General features: G+C 71.6%; 14 protein-coding genes. 3 read left to right on the forward strand and 11 right to left on the reverse strand.

All coding sequences use genetic code 11. From position 1 onward, the window contains the following. Positions 1 to 50: 50 nt before the first annotated feature. A complete protein-coding gene (locus tag AB0B97_RS17510; protein ID WP_357494587.1) occupies positions 51 to 1784 on the reverse strand; it encodes a BTAD domain-containing putative transcriptional regulator in 1734 nt (577 codons plus the stop codon). Between the two features lie 142 nt (positions 1785 to 1926). Here AB0B97_RS17510 and AB0B97_RS17515 point away from each other — a divergent pair, with 142 nt between their 5' ends. Continuing rightward, complete coding sequence (locus AB0B97_RS17515; protein WP_357494589.1) at positions 1927 to 2745, forward strand: hypothetical protein; 819 nt, start codon at positions 1927 to 1929, stop codon at positions 2743 to 2745. 99 nt (positions 2746 to 2844) lie between these two features. Here AB0B97_RS17515 and AB0B97_RS17520 read toward each other — a convergent pair whose 3' ends face one another. From AB0B97_RS17520 to AB0B97_RS17550, 7 genes are all read right to left on the reverse strand, one after another. Continuing rightward, on the reverse strand, positions 2845 to 3591 hold the full coding sequence (locus tag AB0B97_RS17520; RefSeq protein ID WP_357494591.1) for an SDR family oxidoreductase: 747 nt from the start codon (positions 3589 to 3591) through the stop codon (positions 2845 to 2847). 98 nt (positions 3592 to 3689) lie between these two features. Next, positions 3690 to 4799, reverse strand: a complete 1110-nt coding sequence (locus AB0B97_RS17525; RefSeq protein WP_357494593.1) for a branched-chain amino acid ABC transporter permease — start codon at positions 4797 to 4799, stop codon at positions 3690 to 3692. Further along, complete coding sequence (locus AB0B97_RS17530; protein ID WP_234582425.1) at positions 4796 to 5686, reverse strand: branched-chain amino acid ABC transporter permease; 891 nt, start codon at positions 5684 to 5686, stop codon at positions 4796 to 4798. The genes AB0B97_RS17525 and AB0B97_RS17530 overlap by 4 nt, the downstream gene beginning before the upstream one ends. Beyond that, positions 5683 to 6405, reverse strand: coding sequence for an ABC transporter ATP-binding protein (locus AB0B97_RS17535; protein ID WP_234582437.1), 723 nt, complete (start codon positions 6403 to 6405; stop codon positions 5683 to 5685). The genes AB0B97_RS17530 and AB0B97_RS17535 overlap by 4 nt, the downstream gene beginning before the upstream one ends. After that, complete coding sequence (locus AB0B97_RS17540; protein WP_139586386.1) at positions 6405 to 7148, reverse strand: ABC transporter ATP-binding protein; 744 nt, start codon at positions 7146 to 7148, stop codon at positions 6405 to 6407. Before AB0B97_RS17540 ends, AB0B97_RS17535 begins: the two co-directional genes overlap by 1 nt. Positions 7149 to 7151: 3 nt before the next feature. Then, positions 7152 to 8351 carry a substrate-binding domain-containing protein gene (locus AB0B97_RS17545; protein WP_234582424.1) on the reverse strand — a complete coding sequence of 400 codons (1200 nt, stop codon included), beginning with the start codon at positions 8349 to 8351 and terminating at the stop codon, positions 7152 to 7154. Positions 8352 to 8848: 497 nt separating this feature from the next. Continuing rightward, positions 8849 to 9961, reverse strand: coding sequence for a glycerophosphodiester phosphodiesterase (locus AB0B97_RS17550; RefSeq protein ID WP_357494596.1), 1113 nt, complete (start codon positions 9959 to 9961; stop codon positions 8849 to 8851). Between the two features lie 142 nt (positions 9962 to 10103). Between AB0B97_RS17550 and AB0B97_RS17555 the strand changes: the two genes are divergently transcribed. Together AB0B97_RS17555 and AB0B97_RS17560 are read left to right on the forward strand one after the other, a co-directional pair. After that, on the forward strand, positions 10104 to 11438 hold the full coding sequence (locus AB0B97_RS17555) for a potassium transporter TrkG (protein WP_357494598.1): 1335 nt from the start codon (positions 10104 to 10106) through the stop codon (positions 11436 to 11438). Between the two features lie 17 nt (positions 11439 to 11455). After that, positions 11456 to 12124: a TrkA family potassium uptake protein gene (locus tag AB0B97_RS17560; protein ID WP_357494600.1), complete on the forward strand. Its 669-nt coding sequence runs from the start codon at positions 11456 to 11458 to the stop codon at positions 12122 to 12124. A gap of 39 nt (positions 12125 to 12163) precedes the next feature. Here AB0B97_RS17560 and AB0B97_RS17565 read toward each other — a convergent pair whose 3' ends face one another. From AB0B97_RS17565 to AB0B97_RS17575, 3 genes are all read right to left on the reverse strand, one after another. Further along, on the reverse strand, positions 12164 to 13807 hold the full coding sequence (locus tag AB0B97_RS17565) for a serine/threonine-protein kinase (RefSeq protein ID WP_357494602.1): 1644 nt from the start codon (positions 13805 to 13807) through the stop codon (positions 12164 to 12166). Positions 13808 to 13878: 71 nt separating this feature from the next. Continuing rightward, positions 13879 to 15441 carry a fused MFS/spermidine synthase gene (locus tag AB0B97_RS17570; RefSeq protein ID WP_357494604.1) on the reverse strand — a complete coding sequence of 521 codons (1563 nt, stop codon included), beginning with the start codon at positions 15439 to 15441 and terminating at the stop codon, positions 13879 to 13881. 36 nt (positions 15442 to 15477) lie between these two features. Then, positions 15478 to 16491, reverse strand: a complete 1014-nt coding sequence (locus tag AB0B97_RS17575; RefSeq protein WP_234582418.1) for a hypothetical protein — start codon at positions 16489 to 16491, stop codon at positions 15478 to 15480. Between the last annotated feature and the right edge of the window lie 43 nt (positions 16492 to 16534).

Consider the following 16534-nt stretch of genomic DNA (forward strand, 5'->3'; position numbering starts at 1 on the left):
TTTCTACCAGCGCCGTCCGTCAGAACCCCGGGCCGCGCGGGAGGCGCCGGTCACGATCCGCGCGTTCGCGCCTCGTCGGGTCGGGACGCCGGGGGCAGGAAGAGCAACAGGTCGCGCAGGGGCTCGGTCGCACTCGGAGGCAGCAGGCAGCGCGCCGCGAGCTCTTCCATCGAGGCGTACGGGCCGCGCAGCCAGCGGTCCACCACGATCTGCCGGCCCTGCTCGCTCGTCAGGCCGGGCAGGGCCGTGAGCACCTGCTCCGGGACCGCGTTGACGTCGACCAGTCCACCGTCGTCGAAGGTGCCGGGCAGGTCGGGCCGGCCAAGTCCCAGCTCGGCCCGGGCGGCCGGGTAGTGGTAGAGCAGGTAGCGGGCGTGCTCCCGCCGGATGCGCCGCTCCTCGTCGGCGCGACCCCGGGCGCTGTCCGGTCTGCCGGTGATCGCCTCCCAGAGTCCACGGCTGAGCAGGACCACATGCACCGCCCCGGCGAGCCAGGTGACGAGGGCCAGGCCGAGGAAGGTCACCGCCTCCGGCCCGGGCACCTCGGCGTCCGGATTCTCGATGTCGAGCATCGTCACCTCGACGACGAGCAGCGCGAGGTAGCCCACGCCCGCGACCGCGAGGCGCCAGCTCCGGCGCCAACCCGCGTAGGCCAGGATCACCAGCCAGGTCAGGCAACCGAACGAGAGCAGGACGAGCACCGTACCGAGGATCGTGACGGTCCTGCTCGCCCAGCGCGGCGCCTGCCGCCGCGGAGGTTTCGTGCCGCTCGCCGGAGGCGGCGAGTACGGAGGCGGCGGCAGGGGCGGCGGCGGCGAGAACGGGGGCGGCGCTGACACGACGGCCGGCGCCGCCGGTCCCGGTTGGGTGGGGATGAGACCGGCGGGTGCGACCACCGGCCGCGGTGTCTCCGGGTCGGGCGCCGTAGCGGCCACCGGCCGCGGTGTCTCCGGTTCGGGCGCCGTGGCGGCCACCGGCGGCGGTGTCTCCGGTTCGGTGGAGGGCTTCGCCACCGCCAGGGTCGGATCGGAGCGCAGGATGCGCCGGTGGAGTTCCTGCAACACCTCGCCCGGCTCGATGCCGTACTCCTCGCGGAGCAGGTCGCCGAACTCCCGGTAGGCGGCGAGCGCCTCCGCCTGCCGCCCGCTGCGATAGAGCGCGAGCATGAGCTGGTGTCGCAGCCGTTCCCGGACCGGGAACTCGGCCACCAGCTCCACCAGCTCGCCGACCGTCTCGCGGTGCCGGCCGAGGTCCAGCGTCAGCTCAGCCCGGGTCTCCAACGCGACGGCCCGCAACTCCACCAGCCGCTGCCGGGCCGCCTCGAAGATCGGTCCGGTGAAGCCGGTGAACGGCTCCCCCTGCCACAGGTCCAGGGCGGTGGCCAGCTCACTCAGCGCCTGCTCGGTACTCCCGGCCGCATGCCGCTGCCGGGCCGCCTGCACGCCCCGTTCGAAGCGGACCGCGTCCACCGCCTCGGGGTTCACCCGCAGCAGATAGCCGGCGTCGGTCAGGCTGAGCACCTGTCCCGGCGTGCGCGGCGACCGGTCCGGTTCCAGCACCCGACGCAGTCCGGCCACGTACTTCTGCACGACGTTGGGGCCGTTCGCGGGTGGCTCCTCCGGCCAGACCGCGTCGACGATCTGCCCCGTGGACACCGGGCGACCGGCGGAGAGCAGCAGTACGGCGAGCACCGCGCGCTGCTTGCCCGGACCGAGGTCGATCTCCCGGTCGGCGTACCAGGCCCGCTGAGGCCCGAGAATCTCGAAACGCAGTTGGCCTGACATGCGAGTTTCCGCTCCTGACACCCCCGGGACAGCCGGACGGCAGTGCCCGGCAGCCGGACGGCAGCATATCGGCAGCCGAACCGCCGTGCCGGCCGGCAGCATCGTCGTCGGCAGAAGCCAGGCAGCGAGAAAGAGAAGTGCGATGACACAGGCAACGGGCACCGCCGGCACCATCCGACGGACGGTCTTCACGGCCGCCGCCGTGCTGGCCTCGACCACCCTGCTCGCGGGTTGCGGGTCGAAGAGCGAACCGGCCGCGGCGCCACCGAGCAGCCCGTCCGCCAGCCCGAGCGTCAGCCCGAAGGAGGCGCTCCTCGACGCCGTCCCGGACGGCACCGAGGGGGCGTTCCGGTTCAGCGGCAAGGACGCGTCGAGCACTATCGACGGCCGGATCGACCCGGCGGCGAAGGCATTCGAACTCAACATGGTCATGCCGCCCGACGACGGCATCGTGGTGAAGATGTCGTTCCTGGTGATCGAGGACCAGAACTGGGTGAAGGCGAAGTTCAGCGGCCGTCCCGGACTGCCGAAGTTCCCCGACAAGTGGATGAAGCTCGACCCCACGAAGCTGACCGACGCCGCGAGCATCCCGACGTACGACGGCGTGGACCAGGGCAACGCCGGTCCGCTGATCCAGGCCGCCACCTCGGTCGAGGAGAAGAGCCCCGGTCAGTACGCCGGGTTCATCGACGTGAGCGACACGGAGGCGGCGAAGGCGCTGGAGGAGGGCGAGGCGGCGGCCCTCGGGGAGGCCGCCAAGAAGGTGCCGTTCACCGCTGTCGTCGGCGCGGACAAGCACCTGGCCTCGCTGACGTTGAAGATGCCGGCAGCCGGCAAGGCGAAGGCGTACGACTACGTCGTGAAGTACGCCGACTACGGCAGCGCGCCGAAGATCAGCGCGCCGACCGGCGCCGCCGCCACGAAGGCGCCGGCGGGGGCGTACGAGCTGCTGAACGGCTGATCAACGACACAGAGGGCGGCGGCCACACGGGGGGCCGCCGCCCTGTCGTCGTGCGCGGACGGTGGCGTGCTCGGTGCGCTGCGGATCGGCGTGGCGTGCTCAGCGGCCGAGGACCGAGCCGCCGTTGACGCCGAGGACCTGGCCGGTCACGTAGCCGGCAGCCGGGCTGGCGAGATAGCGGACCGCCTCGGCGATGTCGTCCGGCAGTCCGGGACGCTTGACGAGGGTCTCCGCGACCCGCTTCGCGTACCCCTCGGGTGTCATCCGGTCGCCGAAGAACTCGGTCTCGGCGACGTAGCCGGGGCTCACCACGTTGACCGTGATCTGCTCCGGGCCGAGCTGCGCCGCCAGGGTGTACGCCCAACCGTGCAGGGCCGCCTTCGCCGCCGCGTACGCGTCAGCGCCGCCCCGCTGCGCGGCGATCGAACTGACCATGATCACCCGACCGCCGGGCCGACGCAGCGCCGGCCGCAGCGCCTCGGTCAGCAGCACTGCGGTGAGCACGTTGGCGTCGAGGTTGGCCCGCCAGTGCGCGGCGGTGCCGGCCAGCGTGTCGGTGTCCCCGGCCAGGTAACCGCCCGCGTTGTTGACCACCACGTCGACCGGCCGGTCACCGAGCGCCGCGAGGACCGCGTCGAGCTGCCCAGGATCGGTCAGGTCCGCCGTCACGGCGGTGACGGCGTCCGGCCGACCGCAGTCGGCGGAGATCCGGTCGGCGGCAGCAGTCAACACGTCCACCCGCCGCCCGACGATCAGCACGTCGTACCCATCCCGGGCAAGCGCCCCCGCGACGGCCGCCCCGATCCCGGTCCCACCCCCACTGACAACCGCAACCCGCTGTCCCACCTGACTGCCTCCCCATCCGCAGAACCCCGTCGATCATGAAGTTATCGCCACCCGCGACGGCGTGTCGTGGCAATAACTTCATGATCAACGGGGTGGGTTCACCGGCGGGGGGACGGGCGGAGGGATCTGGTCAGGGCGGTTAGGCGGGGGGCGAGGCTGGTCATGCCTCCGGGGAAGAAGTACACGGCCAGGATGAAGACCGTGCCCAGGACGAACAGGGGCTGGCTCAGCGGGTGGCTGAGGACGGCCGGCAGGTTGTCGACCGCGTCGCTCGTGCCGAACGCGGTGAGCCGGTGGTCCAGGTACATGTAGAGGACGCCGCCGAGCACCGGCCCCCACCGGGTGCCCGGCCCACCGAGCACCACCATGACCAGCAGCGACAGGGTCAGCTCGGAGGACGTGATGTGCGGTGACGCACCGCCGACGATCAGGACGTAGACCACCCCACCCGCCGAGGCCAGCCCGCCGGCCAGGGTGAACGCCACCAGCTTGTAGCGGTACGGGTCCAGCCCGAGCACACCGATCCGCCGCTCGTCGTCGCGCAGCCCGGCGAGCACCCGCCCGGTCGGCGACCCGCTGACCCGGTGCACGACGAACACCACAAGGGTCAGGTACGCCAACGCCAACCAGTACAGGTTGACCGTGTTGGTCACCCCCACCAGCCCGGCGGGCAACCCGGACACGTCCAGCGGCAGACCCTCCTCGCCGCCGGTCAGCCCACCGAAGTCCCGGGCCACCAGGATCGCGCCGACCTGCGCGAAGGCCAGGGTGACCATGGCGAACGCGATGCCCACGGTCCGCAGCGCCACAGCGCCGAGCAGCGCCGCGAGGATCGTGCCGCCGGTGACGGTCAGCAGCGCCGCCTGCCACAGCGGCAGTCCGGCCCGGGTGACGAGGATGTCGGTGCCGTAGACACCTGCGGCGAAGTACAGCGCGTGCCCGAAGGACAGCATCCCGGTCCGGCCGAAGAGCAGGTCGTACCCGGCCGCCAGCCCGCCGAAGATCAGGCAGATGGCGAGCAGTTGCAGGGTGCCGGGCGAGTTGACCGGCCCCTCGAAGATCCCCGGCAGGGAGATCGTCGAGTACGGCAGGATCGCCATCACGACAAGCGCGACCAGTGGCAGGAACGGGCGGACCCGATGCCACCGCCCTCGCTGCGGGGTCAGTTCGTCGGGTACCTGCGCGGGAGGCGCGTCGATCACCGTCATGCCGTTGCCACCTTTCCGGCGATGCCCTGCGGGCGCAGCAGCAGCACCACGGCCAGCAGGCCGACCACGCAGATGTCGCCCAGCCCGGACGTGCCGTAGTAGTTGACGAACTGCTGCACCAGCCCGACCACGACCGCCGCGTACGCGGAGCCGACCACCGAGCCCATCCCGCCGATCACCACCACGATGAACGCGAAGATCAGCAGCGAGCCGCCCTGTCCGGGCGAGACGGTGCCGAAGTAGACGCCGCCGAGCGCGCCGGCGAGCGCGGCAGCGGCCCCGCCGATCGCGAAGACCAGGGTGAACGCCTTGCGCACGTCGATGCCGAGCGCGGTGACCATCTCCCGGTTCTCCACTCCGGCCCGGATCACCAGGCCATAGCGGGTCCAGCGCAGGAACGCCAGGATCGCGCCGAGCACCAGCACCGCCGCGACGATCAGCAGCAGGCCACCGTTGGGCACCTGCGCGCCGAGGATCCCGGTCACCTGCCGGGTCCAGTCGGGGCGCGGGAACGGTCGGGCGTCCGCACCCCAGGTGGCCTGGAGCAGCGCCACCCCGGCCAGCGACAGCCCGACGGTGACCAGCACCTGCTCGATGGTGCGCGAGTAGAGCGGGCGGATCAGCACCAGCTCGACCAGGATCGCCACCAGTGTGCCGGCGGCCACCCCGAAGGCGACAGCGAACACGAAGCCGAACCCGTCCGGGCCGGCGCCCGGCAGGTTGCCCGCCGCCCACCAGGTGCCGTACGCGCCGACGCCCAGGAACAGCCCGTGCGCGAAGTTGAGCACGTCGGCCAGGCCGAAGACCAGGGACAGGCCGGACGCGACCAGGAAGTACAGCGCCGCCAGGCCCAGCCCGGTCAACGTCAACAGGATCACCGTGCTCATGCCCTGACCTCCGCGCCCACACCCAGCAGCGACTTCGTCAGCGCGGTCTCCAGCAGCAGGTCCTGCGCGTTGCCGGTCCAGGCGACCCGGCCGGCGGAGAGCACCACCGCGTCGCGGGCCAGCCGGCGTACGACCGCCAGGTTCTGCTCCACGAGCAGCACCGGCACCGACTCCGCGACCCGTTCCAACACCTCGGCCACCTCGGTCACCACCTTCGGCGCCAACCCCTTGGTCGGCTCGTCGACCAGCAGCAGCCGGTTGTCGTTGAGCAGCACCCGCCCGATCGCGAGCATCTGCTGCTGCCCGCCGGAGAGCGAACCCGCCCGTTGGCGTCCGCGCCGGTCCAGCTCCGGAAAGAGCGCGAAGACCTTGTCGTACGCCGGAGTGGTGCCCCGCCGCTCGGCGAGCCGCAGGTTCTCCGCGACGGTGAGGCCGGCGAACACGCAGCGGTCCTCGGGCACGTAGCCGAGCCCACCGCGGACCAGCCGGTGCGTGGGCCGGGCCAGCAGACTCTGCGCGCCCATCCGGATCGTGCCGCGGACCTCGCCGGCGGGCGGGGTGAGACCGACGATCGCGCGCAACGTGGTGGTCTTGCCGACCCCGTTGCGGCCGAGCAGGACTGTCACCCCGGTCGGGGCGACGGTGAAGGACACGCCCTGGAGGATGTGCAGCCCGGAGATCCGGACCGACAGGTCCTCCACGGTGAGAATCGGTTCCATCAGAGCGACTCCCCGAGATACGCCTCTTGCACCGTGGGGTTGGCCATCACCGTCTCCGGGGTGTCGCAGGCCAGCAGCGCGCCGTGGTGCATGACGGCGATCCGGTCGGCCAGCTCCAGGATCACGTCCATGTGGTGTTCGACCATCAGCACCGCCCGGCCGCTGTCCCCGGTCAACGACTTGATGACGGCGACCAGTTCGGGCACGTCCTCGGCGCTGACGCCGGCCATCGGCTCGTCGAGCAGCATCACCCGCGGTTCACCGGCGAGCAGCAGAGCAATCTCCAGCTTGCGCTTCTCGCCGTGCGCCAGGGTGCCGGCCAGCGCCGTACCCCGGTGGGCGAGGCCGACCCGGTCGAGCGCCGCGTCGGCGGCGGCGGCGACCTCCCGGTCGGCCGCCGCCCGCCGCCACAGCGCCATCGAGCCCCCGCGGTGCGCCTGCACGGCGAGCCGGACGTTCTCCCGCACGCTGAGCGAGCCGAAGACCGACGACGCCTGGAAGGTACGGCCCAGACCGAGGCGGGCCCGCCGGTGCGGCGCAAGCCCACCGATGTCCTGCCCGTCCAGGGTGATCCGACCCTCAGTGGCCCGGCGCAGGCCGGTGATCAGGTTGAACAGTGACGTCTTGCCGGCGCCGTTCGGCCCGATCACGCCCAGGAACTCCCCGGGCGCCAGATCGAGGTAGACGCTGTCGACGATGGCGACCTCACCGATCCGCCAGGTCAGACCGCGGGTGGCGAGCATTTCTCAGCCCTTCATCGCCACGGCCGGCGGCGCGGTCTCGTCACCGGTGAGGCTCTTCTGCGCGGTCGCCGTGAAGGCAGTGCCGCTGCCGGTCAGCTTGGCCTGGAACATCGGCTGGAGCAGCGCGTGGTCGGCGGCCCGGATGGTCATCTTGCCCTTGACCCCGTCGAAGCTCCAGCCCTCCAGCGCGGTGACCATCTTGTCGACGTCGTCCCCACCCTCCTGCGCGGCGCGGACCACCATCTGGGCGGCGGCGAAGCCGTCCGGGTGGAACAGGTCGATGGTGCTGACCTTCGCCTTGAGGGCCTTGCTGGCCTCGGTGTCGGACGCACCGTCGAAGTAGTGCGACAGGAAGGAGATCTTCGCGCCGGCCGCGCCGAAGGTCGGCCAGGAGGCCCGGATGTCCAGCCCGGTGACGACAGTGGTGGAGGAGAGCACTCCCTGCTGGTCGAGCGTCTGCCACATGGCCGGTGCGGTCGTGCCGGCCCAGGCCACGAAGAGCAGGTCCGGCTTGGCGGCCTTGATCTGGCTGGCGAACGGCGTGAACTCGGTGGCGCTGGCCGGGGCCCGGACGCTGCTCACGGTGGCGCCCGCGCTACCGATGACCGCCTTGACGGCCGCCTCGTTGGCGTCGCCGAACGCGCCGTCCTGGGCGAAGACCACCACCTTCTTGCCGGCCGGGTCGCCGATGAACGACTTGGCGGTCACCACGTCCTGGTAGGACTGCCGGCCGGAGCGGAACGTGTACTTGTTGGCCCCGGTCACCGCGTCGGTCGCGGCCGGGCCGGAGATGAAGAGAACCTTGTTCTGCGCCGCGATCGGCGCGACCTGGAGCGCCACACCGGACGCGGTCGAGCCGGCAATGATCTTCGTACCCTTGCCGATCAGGTCCTTCGCGGCGGAGACCGCCTTGGCCGGGTCACCGGCGTCGTCGACCTCGGTCAGCTCGATCTTCCGGTCACCCACCTTGCCGGTGCCCTTGGTGGCGAAGTCCAGCCCCGCCTTGAACCCCTCGACGTACTGCTTTCCGTAGCTGGCCAGGGCTCCCGACTGGGAGTACACCAGGCCGACCTTGACCGGGGCGGCGTTGTCGCCGCCGCCGGTGGCGGTGTCCTGCGGGCTACCGCAGGCCGTTGCGGCGAGCGCCGCAGCCATCATCGTGGCGGCGGAGAGGAACGCCCGCCGCGTGTGCCGGACCGTCATCGCGACTCCAGGTGAGGACAGGATGCTGTGTTGTCGGCTCACGCTAGAAGTGACGTCACCCACGGGCTATGTGGCGGAAACACACAAGTAACCGGAAGTGGGTGGCCCGGGGTTACAGCGGACCGCACTACCACCCTCCGCGCCGGCCTCCCGATGGCCGCAAGCGCCGCAGATGGATCGACGGGTGTGTCGCCCCGAACCATCCGCTATCCGCCATCCGCCGTCAGCCGCAGGCCGTCGTGGTCCGCCGGCTGCGGGCACCGCCGCCGCCCCGCCGCCCCTCAAGGTCGAGCAGGCGAAGATCGTCGCAACTTCCCTGATGTTGCTGCCTCCGCCGGCCCCGAGACAGCAATTTCCCTGATGTTGCCGTCTCGTGCCGCGCTTCGCCCCGTCGAGATCGTGCTCGATCATGGATGTAGTGGCCTCCGGGGCGCGGCGAGGCCACTACTTCCTGGATCCAGCACGATCTTGCGGGTGGTCTCGCGGCTCGGACTGGGTCAGAGGCCTGCGCGGGCGGCGACGGCGGTGTCCGGGTGGTCGCTGAACACGCCGTCCAGACCCAGGCCGAGGAAGAGTTCGTACTCGGACGTGATGTCGCCGCGCGCGTTCGGGTCGGTGCCGATCCGGAAGTCCACGGGGAGGAACTGGTTCTCCGCGCGGAACGTCCAGGCGTGCACGAGCAGCCGCTCGCGGTGCGCGTCGCGCACCACGTTCGTCGGGGCGAGCAGCTTGCCGGCGGCGTCGCGGGGCACGATCAGGTTCTTGTTCGCCCCGATGCCGTCGGCATAGCCGGCGATCCACTTCAGGCCGGCCGCCGTGGCGAGGTCCTGGTAGCTGCGGGTGTCGCCGGCGACGGTGAAGTCGTACGGGCGGCCTGTCGCGTCGAGCAGCTGGACGAGCTTCACGTCGGTCATCCGGCTCAGCCGGCGCAGGTTGGCCGTCTCGAACGACTGGATGAAGACCGGCGAGTTCTTCCGGTCCAGTTTGTTCCGCCGCAGCACCGCGAGCAGCGGCTCCTCCAGCGGCAGGCCGATCGACGTGAAGTAGCTCGGGTGCTTGGTCTCCGGGTAGATGCCGATGGTGCGGCCCCGTGCCCGCCCCTCGGTGCGAGCGAGGTCGATGACCTCCTGGAGGGTGGGTACCTCGAAGCGGCCGTCGAAGGCGGTGTTCGCCACGCGGACCTGCGGCAGCCGCTCCTTGGCCCGCAGCGTCTTGAGCTCGGCCAGGGTGAAGTCCTCGGTGAACCAGCCGGTAACGGCGACACCGTCGATGGTCTTCGTCGCCTTGCGGGCGGCGAACTCCGGGTGCGTCGACACGTCGGTGGTGCCGGAGATCTCGTTCTCGTGCCGGGCGACCAGGACACCGTCGGAGGTGGACACCAGGTCCGGCTCGACGTAGTCGGCGCCCATCCGGATCGCCAGCCGGTACGCCTCCAGGGTGTGCTCCGGACGGTAGCCGCTGGCGCCCCGGTGACCGATGACGATCGGCCGGTCGGTGCCTCGAACGCGGTCCGCCCCGGTCGAGGGGTCGGCGGCGGCCATGGTGGGCACGGCCACGGCGGCGGCGAGCAGCGCGCCGGCCACGCCGAAGATCGAGAGGGTACGTCGCAACGCCGTCTCCTGTCATCGAGGGTTGTCGCAGACAGCAGACCGCCCGCGATTGACCGGGAGTTGGTCGATGACTGGCCGGCAGGTGAATCTCCGGAATGGGCGTTCCCACTCGGGCGGCCACCCGGAAAAGGAAGATTGTCTGGTGCGCCGGTTACTCCGCAACCCCGTGCGGCTGGTGCCGCTGGGGTTCCTGGTGCCGATCATGCTCGGCACCGCGCTGCTGCTGACGCGCTGGTCGACCGTCCAGCACCAACGTCCGCCCCTGGTCACCGCCCTGTTCACCGCCACCTCGGCGGTGTCCGTCACCGGCATGGCCGTCACCGACACCCCCAACTACTGGTCCGGCGGGGGTCTGGTGGTGATCACCCTGCTCACCCAGCTCGGCGGCCTGGGCATCCTCACCGTCGCGGCGCTTGTCATCCTCGTCGTCTCGCGCCAGCTCGGGCTGCGCAACCGGCTGCTGGTGCAGGCCGAGACGGCGGAGTTCGGGGTCGGTGACGTGGCCCGGCTGCTGCGCCGGATCGCGGTGACCGTCTTCGCGTGTGAGGCGGTGATGACCGCGCTGGTCGCCGGCCGGCTCTGGTGGGCGTACGACTACACACCCGGTCGGGCCCTCTGGTCCGGCGTGTTCCATGCCATCCAGGCGTTCAACAACGGCGGATTCGCGCTCTACTCGGACGGGCTGCTGGCGTTCGACCGCGATCCGTGGGTGTCGCTGCCGCTGGCGTTCGGTGCCATCGTCGGCGGGCTCGGGTTCCCGGCCCTGTTCGAGGCCGTACGCGAGTGGCGCCGGCCGGCGCGTTGGGCGGTGGCCACCAAGCTGACCATCTGGGGCAGCGTGGCGTTGGTGCTGCTCGGGGTCGCCGGCCTGCTCGCCGCCGAGTGGACCAACGTCAGCACCATCGGCCTGTACGACGCCGAGGGCAAGGTGCTCGCGTCGTTCACCCAGATCGCGTTGAGCCGCACCGGTGGTTTCAGCGTGCTGAACATCCAGGACCTGCAGGAGGAGAGCTACCCGCTGCTGATCGTGTTGATGTTCATCGGCGGCGGTAGCGCCAGCACGGCCGGTGGCATCAAGGTGTCCACGTTCTTCCTGCTGGCGTTCACCATTTGGGCGGAGCTGCGCGGCGAGCCCGACGTGACGGTCGGGCACCGCCGGGTGGCCACCGCCAGTCAGCGGCAGGCCGTCACCGTGGCCCTGATCAGCGTCGCGCTGGTCACCGCCGGAACGATGCTGCTGTTGCTGCTCACCGAGGGCGTGCGGTTCATCGCCGCCCTGTTCGAGGTCACCTCCGCGTTCAGCACCACCGGGCTGACCATCGGCCTGGCCAGCGAGCTGCCGGCCAGCGGCCAGGTGGTGTTGACGGTGCTGATGTTCATCGGCCGGGTCGGGCCGCTCACCCTCGGGTCGGCGATCGCGCTGAACACCCGCCGCAGGCTCTACCGCTATCCCCAGGAACAACCAATTGTCGGCTGACGAGAAGGAGGGTCGAGGTGTCGGCGAGACGATCGGACGGCAGCGGCATCGTGGTGATCGGGCTGGGCCGGTTCGGGTGCCACCTGGCTGGCGCTCTCACCCGGATGGACCGTGAGGTGCTGGCCATCGACCGCGACCCGGATCAGGTGCAGCGCTTCTCGACCCAACTTGACCGGGTGGTCCAGGCGGACGCGACCGAGGAGGGCGCCCTGCGGCAGCTCGGCGTCACCAGCTTCGACCGGGCCGTGGTGGCCATCGGGGCCTCGGTGGAGGCGAGCGTGCTCACCGTGCTGGCGCTGGTCGAGCTGGGTCTGCCGCAGATCTGGGCCCGCGCCACCTCGCAGAAGCACGCCAAGATCCTGTCGTCGGTGGGCGCGCACCACGTGATCTTTCCGGAGGCCGAGACCGGGGACCGGGTGGCCCACCTGATCGTCAGCCGGCTGCTCGACTTCATCGAGTTCGACGACGACTTCGCGATCGCCACCGTCCGCGTGCCGCAGTCGCTGGCCGGTCGCACCCTGCTCGACCTGCGCCCGGAGGAGCGCTACGGGGTCCGGGTGATCGGCGCGAAGGTGCCGGGTGAACGCTTCCGGTACGCCTCGGACGACACCGAACTGCCGCAGGGCGGGGTGCTGGTCGTGGAGGGTGGGATCGACCAGGTGCAGCGGTTCGCGGGGCGACGCTGACGCCTCACCGCGGGTGACGAGCGTGCCCCTTAGGCACCTTCACCCTTTTCCCGGACCACCCGGCCCCTTCGCGGTCGCGGGCTTCGGCGGCTTCGCCTTCTCCTTCTGCGGTGCTTTCGGCGCCGGCGCCTTGGGAGCGACCTTCGTGGTGGTCTTCGTCGTCTTCCTGGTCGGCGCCTTCGTCGGGGCCGGCTTGGCCGGCGGGGCCGTGGACGGGGTCGTCCCGGCCACCCCGGAGACGCGTACGCCGCAGGTGGCGTCACCGAGCCGGAACTCCACCGGCAGCGGATTGGCCCCGCTGTACGTCCCGGCGAGGGTGAGCTTCTCGGCCGCGCCCGGCGCCAGAGTCGTCCGCTGTGCCGCGGGTCGGATCTGCACAGTGCCGCCCTGCTGCTGCACCGGGGCGGGCTCCGCCTTCGTCACCGTCTGCTGCCCGGGGAACGTGAAGTTCATCGTCCAGTCCCGCAGCTCGTGGTCACCGGTGTTGGTCAGGGTCAGCTCGGCGGTGAAGTCCTTGCCGGAGTCGGTGCGCAGCGCGTACGCCACCTCGCAGGGCGCCGGCTCGGGCAGGCCCATCCGCGCCTCGGTGGTGGGCCGGTCCTCGCCGCTGGCCGGGCTGCGGGAGGTGAAGCCCCACATCGCCCCGGTGACCGCGATGAGCCCGACGGCTGCCACCCCGGCCTCCACCCGCCGCCGCCGGCTCACCCGTCGGTCGCGGCTGCGCCGGGTACGCGACAGCGGCAGCGCGTCCGTCTCGGCCGACCAGGGCAGGATCGTGGTGCCGGCGTTGGCCAGCGCGGCGGGATCCAGCGGACCGCCGGCCGGTGACACCGGCACCGCCGCCAGCATGCCGGCCGCCTCGGCCAGGGTGCGGGCCAGCTCGGCGGTGCTCGGCCGGTCGGCGGGGCGCTTGGCCAGGCAGCGCCGCACCAGGTCGGTCACCGCGTCGGGCAGCCCGGGCACCGCCGGCATCGGGTCCGGGTCGCTGTACATGTGCGCACGCAGCATCTGCGTGGTCGTGTTCGCCTCCCACGGCAGCCGGCCGGTGAGCATCCGGTAGAGCAGCAGCCCCACGGCGTACACGTCGGTGGCCGGGGAGACCTGGCCGTTGTCCAGCCGCTCCGGCGCGAGGTAGGCGGGCGTGCCGAGGAGCGCGCCGTCCGGCCCCTTCTCGCTCTCCCCGACCAGCGCGGAGATACCGAAGTCGACCACCTTCACCCCGGTCGAGGTGAGCATGACGTTGCCCGGGGTGACGTCGCGGTGCACGACCCCACGAGCGTGCGCGGTGGCCAGCGCCGAGCTGACCTCCGCGCCGATGGTCACCGCCTCCCGCCACGGCAGCCGCATCTCCCGACCCAGTCGGCCGGCCAGCGAACCGCCGTCGACAAGCTCCATCACCACGTACGGCACGGTGAGGCCGACCTGGTGGGACTCGCCGTAGTCGTACACGTTGGTGATGTTGGGGTGGCAGAGCCGCGCGGCGGCCTGCGCCTCGACGCGGATCCGGTGCCGGAAGGCCCGGTCGCTGGCCAGCCGCGAGGCCAGCACCTTCACCGCGACCTGGCGACCCAGCACCTCGTCGTAACCGCGCCAGACCACGGACATGCCGCCCGCGCCGAGCTGCTCGATGAGCCGGTACCGCTCATCGAGGAGTTGCGCACCGTTCCGGTCCCCACCGCCCATGGTGGCCGATGTTGCCCGCAGGAGAACGGGCTACACCTGAAGGATCGGAATCGGTCAGGAATATCACCCGTTCAGGCGGTCGCCAGCAGTTGGTCCACCGGGGCGTAGTCGTCGGTCAGCACCATCGCCTCGCCGACGAAATCCGTGAGATCCGTGCCGGAGAGCAGACTGACGCTCCGGTCGACCTCGTCGAGGCGGGCGCGGACGGCGGCCAGCGGCAGTGGCGCGTCGGAGCCGACGATGAGGAAGTTGCTGCCCCGTTCCTCGGCGAGCGCCTCCGGTGGGGCGATCAACGCGACGTGCGTGAACTCGGCGGCCACCGTGGCCAGTTCGGCGCGGATGAACCGCAGTGGCGGGTAGTCGATGACGTTCTGCACGTACACGCCGCCGGGGCGGGTCACCCGCCGGATCTCGGCGGCCATCTCCCGGGTCGACAGGTGCCAGGGCACCACCAGGTGGCCGAACGCGTCGCCGACGACCAGGTCGCGGCTGTCCGCCGGTTCGCCGGCGACGAGCATCCGGGCGTCGCCCACCACCGTCCGCAGGCCCGGCCCCGGGCGTACGCCCAGTTCCCGCTCGCCCAGCTCGACGAGCCCGCCGTCGATCTCGAACACCACGTTGTCGGTGCCCGGTCGGGTGGCGCTCAGGTACGTCGGCACGGTGAACCCGCCGCCGCCCAGGTGCAGCGCGTCCAACCGCTGCCCGGCCGGCGCGACCACGTCGGCGGCCGCGCCGATCCACTTGGTGTACGCGTACTCCAGGTGCTTCGGGTCGGCCAGGTCGACGTACGAGTGCTGGGCCGAGTTGAGCAGCAGCGTCCGGCCGCTGGGCCGGTGCGGGTCCGTGGTGACCCGGGCGCAGTGGTACGCGGTCTCGATGTCGCACGGGTTCGGCGCGACGGTGGACAGTCCCGCCCCGAGCAGGCCGAGCACGGCCAGCGCGGCCCGGGTACGGGCCGGACCGGGCAGGTCGGTGCCCGCCTGCCGCCGCAGATACCACCCCAGGCCGATGCCGGCCAGCCCGAGCGCCACCGCCAACGACAGCAGGATGACGGTGCTGGGCAGGGCGGCGACCAGCACGAACCCGGTGAGCAGGGTGGCGGTGATCCCGCCCAGGGTGCCGATGCCGGAGAGCCGGCCGACCACCTGACCGGTACGACGCAGGTCGGCGAGTTGGAGCTTGACCACCAGCGGGGTGACCGCGGCCAACAGCGCCGCCGGCACGAACACGGCGAGCGCCACCAGCAGCAGGATGGCGCTGGCCGCCCCGCCCCGCAGGACCTCCCCGGCGTAGCGCACCACGGGCAGGGTCACGGCGGTGGCGATGCCGGCCAGCACCAGCGCGGGCGCCAGCAGTCCGCGCGGGTCACGCCGGTCGGCGAGCCAGCCGCCGGCCCACGCCCCGTACGCGATCGCGGCCAGCGCGATGCCGATGACCGAGCTGGTCACCTGGAGGGTCACCCCGACGTACGGGCCGACCAGTCGCAGCGCGACAGTCTCCAGCACCAGAACGGCGCCGCTTGCGAAGAAGACCAGGAAGGCGGCCAGGCCGCCCGGCAGCGCCCGGCCGGTGACCGGCACGGACGGGTCCGAGGAAACCGGCGTGGTCGCGACGTCGGACGATGGGGAGCTCATCGTCGCGATGGTACGCAGCGAAGCGGGCGTCCCGGGTCAGTACATCGAGAGATGAACATGGTTCGTGTGGCTGGCGGCCGGGCTGCCGCTACCGCTGTACGACCGCCACCCGGTGCCCGGATGCCAGATCTGCCGGTACCAGATCACGTAGAGCACACCCAGTCGGTCGGCGTTGCGCACGTGCCAGGCGGCCAGGCTGTCCCCGTACGCCTTGTCGCCGCCTGTCGCGTTCTTGTCCTCGAAGCCGCCCGCGGCGGCCGAGAAGTCGCAGGCCCGCCCCTTCGGGTGTTCGCCGCCGCCGCCCTCACGCTTGCAGGAGACGTACCGCTTGTAGCCGGCGGCCTGGGTCTGCTTCAGGGCGTTGAGGGTGCGCGGGGTGATGCAACCCGAGGTCGTCGGGTCCTTCACCGAGCAGGACTCCGACGGCCAGGACCCGTCGGAGTTGCGCGGCGCGGGCTTCGCGGACGTGGAGCTGCCGCCGCTGAAACCGTTGCTGCTGCCCGAGCTGACCTCGGCGAGAGCCGCCTCGGCCTCCTTCTTCTTCTTCGCCATCACGGCGAGCTGCTTCTGCTGCTCGCGGACCTCGGTGTCGATGGCGATCTTGGCCTGCTGGGCCTGCTGCTTCGCCTCGGTGAGATCACGCAGCCGCTTGCTGTCCCGCTGGGCCATCAGGTCGAGGTCGGCGGCGCGTTGCAGGAACGCCTGCGGCGTGGCGGTGTTGAGCAGCATCGCCGTCGGGGTGAGCCGACCCGCCCGGTACGACTGCGCGGCCACCTCGCCGACCTGGGCGGTGAGCCCGACCAGCCGAACCTCGACGGCCTTCAACTCGCCGGTCAACGCCGTCTGGCGGCGCTTGGAGTTGTCCAGCTTGGCCTTGGCCTCGATGTGACCCTTGGCGGTCAACTCCAGCGCGTCCTGCAACTTCTTGGTGCCGCCCTCACCGGGCTCCGCGTACGCGGGCAACCCGCCCGCGAGCACCAGCGCCACGGCGGCGAGCAGAGGGAGCAGTACGCGGCGAACGCGCCGCTGACTGAGCCTGGTCCTGGGCACGACAGCGTCCTTCCGTCGACCGCCGGCCCCCGGTGAACTCTGC

This window comes from Micromonospora sp. NPDC049004, from assembly GCF_040649315.1.
GTDB lineage: Bacteria > Actinomycetota > Actinomycetes > Mycobacteriales > Micromonosporaceae > Micromonospora.